We start from the raw sequence: 7,929 nt of genomic DNA, 5'->3' as shown, positions 1-7,929 counted from the left end.
CCATCTCCTTGTCCAGCCAGATCAGCAGCGACCCGCGCTTCCTGAGCGCATCGTTGTAGGTGGACCAGTTCGTTGTGCGGTAGCGGGCGGGCTTGGGCTTGCTCATGTACCTCGTCTAACCGCATGAATTCCCGATGTGAATCCTTCACCGGCTGAGTTCTGCAACAACGCCGGCCCAGAAGGCCGCCGCTGCCGGATCCGTGAGTGGGGTTGAGCTCCGGCGAATCTATTTGCGTGTTGGGATCAGGAACCGTTCGGACCGAAAGTCGAGCATTCGGCCCCGCGTGCTTCCAGGCGGCGGCACGCCAAGGCGGCTTGGTCTTCGCTCAGGCCAAGGAAGTTCGCGTCGAACCCGGTGCTGCGTTGCGCGACCTTGCGCAGGGCGCCGTCTAGCGTGGACATCTCCGACAGCGCAGTTTTCAGCAGAACGCGTTCGGCCTTGTAGCGCGACGGATAGCTGCCGACGTTGATACCCCAATGGCGTCCACCCGAGGTGGACACGCGGGACACAACGACCTGTTCACCCGAGGGTTCGGCCAGGGGCTTGGCTGCGGCGAAGTCCAGCCGGCGCGGGCGGGCCTGGGGAAGGGGGCTCGTTGCCCCCGCCGTCAAAAGAACGGCCTTGGTCACGGCGTCGCCGATGACAGTCTTCGGTATCGCGGGCGCCGCGGCGACCTCCGCGACCACGGCGGCTTCGTCCGTCGCCAGGGCGACCGCTGCCTCGATCCCGCTTTGCAGCGCCGCCTGTTTGACCTCGGCGACGGCCGGCATGGTCGGGCGCCCAAGCGGGCGCATCGAACTTGTAACCGCGCGGGCGACCTGGATGGTCTTGGCGCCCGTGGACGTTCCGTTGCCGGCATAGGTGGGAAGCTGCGGTTTGCGCTCGGCGACCTGCCTCGGGGCGCGTTGGAAGCCCATGTCCATCAATTCGGCGACCTTGGCGTTGCGCGCGGCGCTCGAGCTGGCGCCGAAGACGGTCGTGATGATTCGCGTGTTGCCGCGATGGGCGGACGCCACGAGGTTGGAGCCCGCCGCATTGGTGTAGCCTGTCTTGATGCCATCGGCACCCTCGTAGGCGGCCAGAAACTTGCGGTTGGTGTTGTAGACGGTGCGCAGCTTGGCGTCCGTCGAGCGGCGGGAGAACAGGTTGTAATATTGTGGATAGTCGTAGAACAGGTGCCGCCCGAGAATCGACATGTCGCGCGCGGTCGACAGGTGGCCCGCTTCTGTCAGGCCGTTCATGTTCTTGAACGTCGTGCGCGTCATGCCGAGTTCCTTGGCGGTGCGGTTCATCCGGCGCGCGAAGGCCGCTTCGTTTCCGGAGACCGCTTCACCAATGGCGGTTGCCGCGTCGTTGGCCGATTTCACGGCGGCTGCCCGGATGAGATACCGGAACTCGATGGTCTGCCCCGCTCGAAGCCCGAGCTTGGAGGGCACCTCGTTCGCCGCTTTCCGTGAAATCTTGACCTTCGTGTCCAGCCCGATCTCCCCGTGTTCCACGGCCTCGAAGGCGATGTAGAGAGTCATCATCTTCGTCAGCGACGCCGGGTGAAGCCGGGTGTCCGCGTTGCGAGAATAAAGAACTTCGCCGGTTCGCGCGTCCATCACCATGGCCGCGTACTCGCGGGCGCCGGCACGAATGCTGGTGCCGATGAGAACGGCGAACGTCAGTACGAAAATCACGGGAAGAGCGAGCGCACGGCGCCCACCAATGCTCGTCGTCATTTGCTGCCTGCCTCTGTCTGCCTTGGTCCGCCCTGTTTTCAGGGTCGGTTATTTTTTTGCTCCAGGCCAAGGTACCACGGCTCTGGTGACTCGAAAAGCGTTCTATTCCAACGCCTTTCACGGTGACATTCAAGCAACATCTCTAGATCTCGGGGCGCCAGTGACGTGATTCCACTAGATCTTATCCGAGGCCCTCGACCAAATTGGGCAGTTCGCCCAAATGCTCCAGCACGCGGAACCGGGCGTGACCATCCGGCGCATCTGCGGCCTCAAGCGCCCAGGCGAGGTGGAAGGGAACGTGAACTCCCCACGCCCCCGCGGCAATTGCTGGCAGGACGTCGGACTTCATGGAGTTCCCGACCATCAGCGCCTTGTCCGGCCCGTCGCCATGTTCGCTGAAAATGCGGTCGAAAACCTCTGCCGATTTTTCCGACACGATTTCCACCCTGTCGAAGCACTCCCACAATCCCGATTCGGTTAGCTTGCGTTCCTGGTCCAACAGGTCGCCCTTGGTGATCAAAAGGACTTTGCGGTTCGACCGGGCCATCGCTTCCACAGCATCCCGGGCGTGGGGCAGCAGTTCGATCGGGTGACGCAGCATGTCCTGGCCGATCTCGAGAATTTGCCGGATAACGCTGGCCGGAACGCGGGAATCCGTTACGTCAATCGCGGTCTCGATCATCGAGAGCATGAACCCTTTGATGCCGTAGCCATAGTGCCCGATGTTGCGTTTCTCGGATTCCAGCAGGCGTTGGTCCAGCATTTCGCGGTCCGTGTAGTCGCTCAGCAGGTCGGCGAATCGATCTTGGGTCAGCACGAAGAAGCGCTCGTTGTGCCACAGGGTATCGTCGGCATCGAAGCCAATTGTGGTGACTTTCATGGGATCTGCCTCCGCGTGACGTGCCTGGACCCTTTTCAGACCATCCCTGTCGGCTATATAACCCCAGGAAACACCGCAACTCCCAGTAGCCATCGGAGCGCAACGCGCCTTGACCCGCCGCGACCCACATCTGTCCTCGAATGACGACCAGACCGATCGCGAAAGCGGTGTGGCGACGAAGACCCGTCCGCGAACGCAACGCCCGCCGCTCTACAAGGTGCTGCTGCTGAATGACGACTATACGCCGATGGAGTTTGTCGTGCACATTCTAGAGCGGTTCTTCGGGATGACTCACGCGCAGGCCTTCGAGCTGATGCTTGTGGTGCACAAGAAGGGCGTCGCTGTGGTTGGCGTATTCAGTCACGAGGTGGCGGAAACGAAAGTGGCGCAAGTCATGGACTTTGCCCGCCGCCACCAGCACCCGCTGCAGTGCACGATGGAAAAAGAGTAAGCGCACACCACCGTCGCGGGCGATTTTTTGGCCGAAAAATCCTGCCTCCGGCGGGGATATTTGCAGACATAAAATAAGTCGCGTCGCCGCGGGATCGCAGGCCGCGCGCTATGATCGACGGGGTGCCGCAACGGGAGCGGGGCGGCGCAGCTTGAATCCCAAGCGGTTTGGCTGTCTATTTCCGGGCATGTGCCCCGTACGAGGGCAGCCATAACAGGGAGTTTACTCATGAACCTTTCGAGGACCGCCGTCGCGGCGCTCTTGGGAGCAACCATGCTTGCCGGAGCCGCCTCTGCCCAGACACTCGTTTATTGCTCCGAAGGATCGCCGGAGGGCTTTGATCCCGCGCTTTACACCTCGGGGACGACGTTCGACGCATCCGAACACCCGATCTACGACAAACTCGTCCTTTTCGAGACCGGCACGACGAAGGTGATCCCGGGCCTCGCGGAAAGCTGGGAGGTGTCCGAGGACGGGCTCGAGTACACGTTCCACCTGCGCGAGGGCGTCAAGTTCCACTCCAACGACCAGTTCACGCCGACACGCGATTTCAACGCTGACGACGTGATCTTTTCTTTCGAGCGTCAGTGGAAGGACGACAACCCGTACAAGACCGTCTCCGGCGGCACCTGGGAATATTTCGAAGGCATGTCGATGCCCGACCTGCTGAAAGAGATCGTGAAGGTGGACGACAAAACCGTGAAGTTCGTCCTGAATCGGCCCGAGGCGCCGATGATCGCGAACCTCGCCATGGGCTTCGCTTCGATCATGTCGAAAGAATATGCCGACGCGATGCTGGAGGCCGGCACGCCGGAGATGCTGAACCAGGCCCCGATCGGCACGGGCGCGTTCAAGTTCGTCGCATATCAAAAGGACGCCGTGGTGCGCTTTGCGCGCAATGACGAGTACTGGCGTGAGCCGGCGGCGATCGAGAGCCTGGTCTTCGCGATCACGCCCGATGCGTCGGTCCGGTACCAGAAGCTGAAGGCCGGCGAATGCCACGTGATGCCCTATCCGAACCCGGCGGACATCCAGGCCATGAAAGACGATCCTGACGTCAACCTGCTGGAGCAGGAAGGCCTGAACGTGGGCTACATGGCCTACAACACCCAGCAGGCGCCTTTCGACAATCCGAAGGTCCGCAAGGCGCTCAACATGGCCATGGACAAGCAGGCGATCATCGACGTCGTCTTCCAGGGCTCCGGCGTGATTGCGAAGAACCCGATCCCGCCGACGATCTGGTCGTACAACGATGCCGTCGAGGACGATACCTACGATCCGGAAGCCGCGAAAGCCGCACTGGAGGCAGAAGGTGTAAGCGATCTCAGCATGAAGATCTGGGCAATGCCGGTGCAGCGCCCGTACAACCCGAACGCTCGCCGCATGGCCGAACTCATCCAGGCGGATTTCGAGAAGGTCGGCGTCGATGTGGAGATCGTCTCCTACGAGTGGGGTGAGTACCTCAGCCGGTCGAAAGAACTCGACCGCGACGGCGCAGTGCTGCTCGGATGGACAGGGGACAACGGCGATCCGGACAACTTCCTTGCCGTCCTGCTCGGCTGCGATTCCGTTGAGGACGCCAACCGGGCGCAGTGGTGCTACGAACCGTTCGAGGAACTGATCCAGAAGGCCAAGGTCCTTTCGGATCAGGATGAGCGGACCAAGCTCTACGAAGAGGCGCAAGTGATCTTCAAAGAGCAGGCGCCGTGGGCGACCATCGCGCACTCCACCGTCTTCATGCCGGTGCGTCCGGAAGTCGAAGGCTACAAGGTGCACCCGTTTGGCGGGCACATCTTCTATGGCGTGAGCCTCGCCGAGTAACCGTGATCTTGGCCGGGGCGTAAAGCGCCCCGGCCTCCCCAGAAAGCTCCCCACATCATCATGGATCGCTACAGCGACTATCGCCGCACGGCCCGCGCCATCGCAGCGGAAGCCGTGGCGCTCGTTCCCGGACCGAATTTCGAACGGGTCTACGGGGTCTCCTTTCACAGCAACGAACGCCCCCTCGTCATTGTCATTCCGATAGAAGGACCGCCCGCCGCCATCGTGCCCAACCTGGAGTTGAAGAGCTTCGAGGCGATCGGTTTCGAAGGCACAGTGTTCGACTGGCGGGACCAGGACGGGTACGCCGACGCCTTCGCCGCGATGGCGCGGGAAATCCCTTTGCGCGTGCTCGCCGTTGAAGGGCAGGAGATGCGTGTCTTTGTCCACCATGCGCTTCAGGCCGCGTATCCCGGGATGCGAATACTGGATGCCGAACGCGATATCTCCGCGTTGCGCAGGGTCAAGACCGAGGCTGAGGTTGCCACGTTGGAGCATGCCATCGCGGTCTCCGAGCGGGCGCTGGCGGATGTACTGGACCGGGTGCGGGTCGGTCAGACGGAGGCCGAGGTGGAAGCGATGTTGACCGCAGCGCTGTTCCGCCACGGGGCCCAGGGACATTCCTTCGATCCTATCGTCGCCGCGGGGGACAATTCCGCCAAGCCTCATGCCCATGCCCGTTCGGACTATGCGATCCGCGCGGGGGACGCGCTGCTGTTCGATTTCGGCGCGCGGGTTGGCGGGCTCAATGCCGATATCACACGGACCGTCTTCGTGGACCATGCGCCTGAGGGGGCGCAGGCCGTCTACGCGGCCGTTCTCGCCGCCAACATGCGCGGCCACGAGGTGACGCGGCCCGGCCTCACGGCGCACGATGTGGACGACGCCTGCAGCAAAGTTTTGGAGGGCTCTCCCTTCGCAGACCGTATTCGCCACAAGACCGGCCACGGTCTTGGCCGCGCCGTACACGAGGCGCCGCAGATAATGCGCGGAAATTTTGAAATTTTGGAGCCGGGCATGGTATTCACCATAGAACCGGGTTTATACGCCCCCGGAGCGTTCGGAATTCGGATCGAGGACGATGTCCTTGTCACGCAAACGGGATGCCGGTCGCTCACGACCTTTCCCAAGGATCTGACGGTGGTCGGGCAATGCTGAATTTTCTTCTGTCGCGTTTGCTGACGTTCGTTCCGACGTTCATCGGCGTGACGCTGATCTCGTTCTCCTTCATCCGGCTGCTCCCGGGCGACCCCATCATCGTCATGGCCGGTGAACGGGGTGTGAGTGCCGAGCGATATGCCGAATTGCAGCAGCAGTTCGGCTTCGATCAGCCAATCTACCTGCAATACTGGGACTACATGCTCGGCGTCCTGCAAGGTGATCTGGGACAGTCCTTCGTCACCAAGAGGCCAGTGGTGGACGAGTTCTTCGCCCTGTTTCCGGCGACGCTTGAGCTTTCGATCTGCGCGATCACTCTGGCGGTTCTGCTCGGGATTCCCGCGGGGGTCGTCGCGGCGATCAATCGGGGCAAGCTGTTCGACCGCGTGCTGATGTCATCCGCGCTGGTTGGCTATTCGATGCCGATCTTCTGGTGGGCGCTTCTGCTCATCATCGTGTTCTCGGGCTGGCTCGGGTGGACGCCGGTGTCGGGCCGCATCTCTCTGCTCTATTACTTCGACGACGTAACCGGATTCATGCTGATAGACTCGCTCCTGTCGGGAGAGAAGGGCGCCTTCGGGTCTGCGGTCAGCCACCTTGTATTGCCCACCATCGTGCTCGCCACGATCCCGCTGGCAGTCATCGCGCGCCAGACCCGGTCCGCCATGCTGGAAGTCCTGAGCGAGGACTACATCCGCACCGCGCGCGCCAAGGGCCTGCCGCCGTCGCGCGTCACCTACGTCCACGCCCTGCGCAACGCCCTGATCCCGGTGATCACGGTGATCGGCCTGCTGGTCGGCACACTTCTGGCCGGCGCCCTGCTGACGGAAACGATCTTCTCATGGCCGGGGATCGGCAAGTGGATCATCGATTCCATCTTCCGGCGCGATTACCCGGTCGTGCAGGGAGGGCTGCTGATGATCGCGGTGATGGTAATGGTCGTCAATCTGACCGTCGACGTGCTCTACGGCGTCATCAACCCGAAAGTCAGGAAATCCTAATGGCCGAGACAACCGTATCCGTCGAGCGCCCCGGCCGCCTGAAAGAGTTCTGGTTCTACTTCCGCGAGAACCGGGGCGCTGTGATCGGCATGTGGGTGTTCATGGCGTTGCTGGTCATTGCCCTGTTCGCGCCGCTTCTTGCGCCGCACGATCCGACCCAGCAATTCCGGCAACACCTGCTTCAGCCTCCCGTCTGGCAGGAGGGTGGAAGTTGGGAGTTCGTCCTGGGCACCGACGCGCTCGGACGGGATTTGTTGTCGCGGCTGATCCAGGGGGCGCGGTTCTCCTTCATCGTGGGTGTGGTCGTCGTGATGATCGCCAGCACCGTGGGGATCACCATTGGTCTGCTGGCCGGCTTCGCGCCGAAATGGCTCGATACGATCATCATGAGGATCATGGACGTGATCCTCGCCTTTCCCTCGCTGCTCCTGGCGCTGGTCATGGTGGCGATCCTTGGGCCGTCGTTGCTGAACGCGGTGATTGCCATCGCCATCGTTCTGCAACCGCACTACGTGCGGCTGACCCGCGCGTCGGTGATGTCGGAACGGCACAAGGACTACGTCACCTCGGCCGGCGTCGCCGGGGCCGGCACCCTTCGGATGATGTTCATCACCGTTCTGCCGAACTGCCTTGCGCCGATCATCGTGCAGGCGGCGCTGTCCTTTTCGACCGCGATCCTCGATGTGGCCGCGCTCGGCTTTCTTGGCATGGGCGCGCAGCCGCCCACGCCGGAATGGGGCACGATGTTGGCCGAGGCGCGGGAGTTCATCCTGCGGGCTTGGTGGGTGGTGACCTTCCCCGGTCTGGCGATCCTGATCACCGTGCTCGCCATCAACCTTATGGGCGACGGTCTGCGCGACGCGCTCGATCCCAAGCTGAAGCGGAGCTGACCC

Annotated in this window: 7 protein-coding genes and 1 pseudogene; 5 read left to right on the top strand and 3 right to left on the bottom strand. The window is 62.4% G+C overall.

Annotated elements, in window-relative coordinates:
• The 3 genes and pseudogenes from BM075_RS24225 to BM075_RS17115 form a co-directional block, all read right to left on the bottom strand.
• Window positions 1–106, bottom strand: a pseudogene (locus BM075_RS24225) (IS5/IS1182 family transposase); the annotation flags it as partial.
• A gap of 137 nt (window positions 107–243) precedes the next feature.
• The gene (locus BM075_RS17120) at window positions 244–1,725 is read right to left on the bottom strand and encodes a D-alanyl-D-alanine carboxypeptidase family protein (protein ID WP_093361909.1); all 1,482 of its coding nucleotides are present in this window, start codon (window positions 1,723–1,725) and stop codon (window positions 244–246) included.
• A 181-nt stretch (window positions 1,726–1,906) separates the two neighbouring features.
• The gene (locus BM075_RS17115; protein WP_093361908.1) at window positions 1,907–2,605 is read right to left on the bottom strand and encodes an HAD family hydrolase; all 699 of its coding nucleotides are present in this window, start codon (window positions 2,603–2,605) and stop codon (window positions 1,907–1,909) included.
• Between the two features lie 130 nt (window positions 2,606–2,735).
• On the opposite strand from BM075_RS17115, the gene clpS reads away from it, so the two are divergent.
• The 5 genes from clpS (at window position 2,736) to BM075_RS17090 (ending at window position 7,926) form a co-directional block, all read left to right on the top strand.
• Entirely contained in the window at window positions 2,736–3,056 is a 321-nt protein-coding gene (clpS, locus tag BM075_RS17110; protein ID WP_177208398.1) for an ATP-dependent Clp protease adapter ClpS, read from the top strand.
• 228 nt (window positions 3,057–3,284) lie between these two features.
• Window positions 3,285–4,877 carry an ABC transporter substrate-binding protein gene (locus BM075_RS17105; protein WP_093361906.1) on the top strand — a complete coding sequence of 531 codons (1,593 nt, stop codon included), beginning with the start codon at window positions 3,285–3,287 and terminating at the stop codon, window positions 4,875–4,877.
• A gap of 60 nt (window positions 4,878–4,937) precedes the next feature.
• A complete protein-coding gene (locus BM075_RS17100; protein WP_093361905.1) occupies window positions 4,938–6,035 on the top strand; it encodes a M24 family metallopeptidase in 1,098 nt (365 codons plus the stop codon).
• Window positions 6,029–7,036, top strand: a complete 1,008-nt coding sequence (locus tag BM075_RS17095) for an ABC transporter permease subunit (RefSeq protein WP_093361904.1) — start codon at window positions 6,029–6,031, stop codon at window positions 7,034–7,036. The genes BM075_RS17100 and BM075_RS17095 overlap by 7 nt, the downstream gene beginning before the upstream one ends.
• On the top strand, window positions 7,036–7,926 hold the full coding sequence (locus BM075_RS17090) for an ABC transporter permease subunit (protein ID WP_093361903.1): 891 nt from the start codon (window positions 7,036–7,038) through the stop codon (window positions 7,924–7,926). The genes BM075_RS17095 and BM075_RS17090 overlap by 1 nt, the downstream gene beginning before the upstream one ends.
• Window positions 7,927–7,929 lie beyond the last annotated feature (3 nt).

Origin of the sequence: Tropicimonas isoalkanivorans, assembly GCF_900112335.1 — a bacterium.
In the GTDB taxonomy this organism is placed as follows: domain Bacteria; phylum Pseudomonadota; class Alphaproteobacteria; order Rhodobacterales; family Rhodobacteraceae; genus Tropicimonas; species Tropicimonas isoalkanivorans.
Note: the sequence above shows the minus strand (reverse complement) of the source record. Positions and strands in the feature narration are given on the sequence as shown.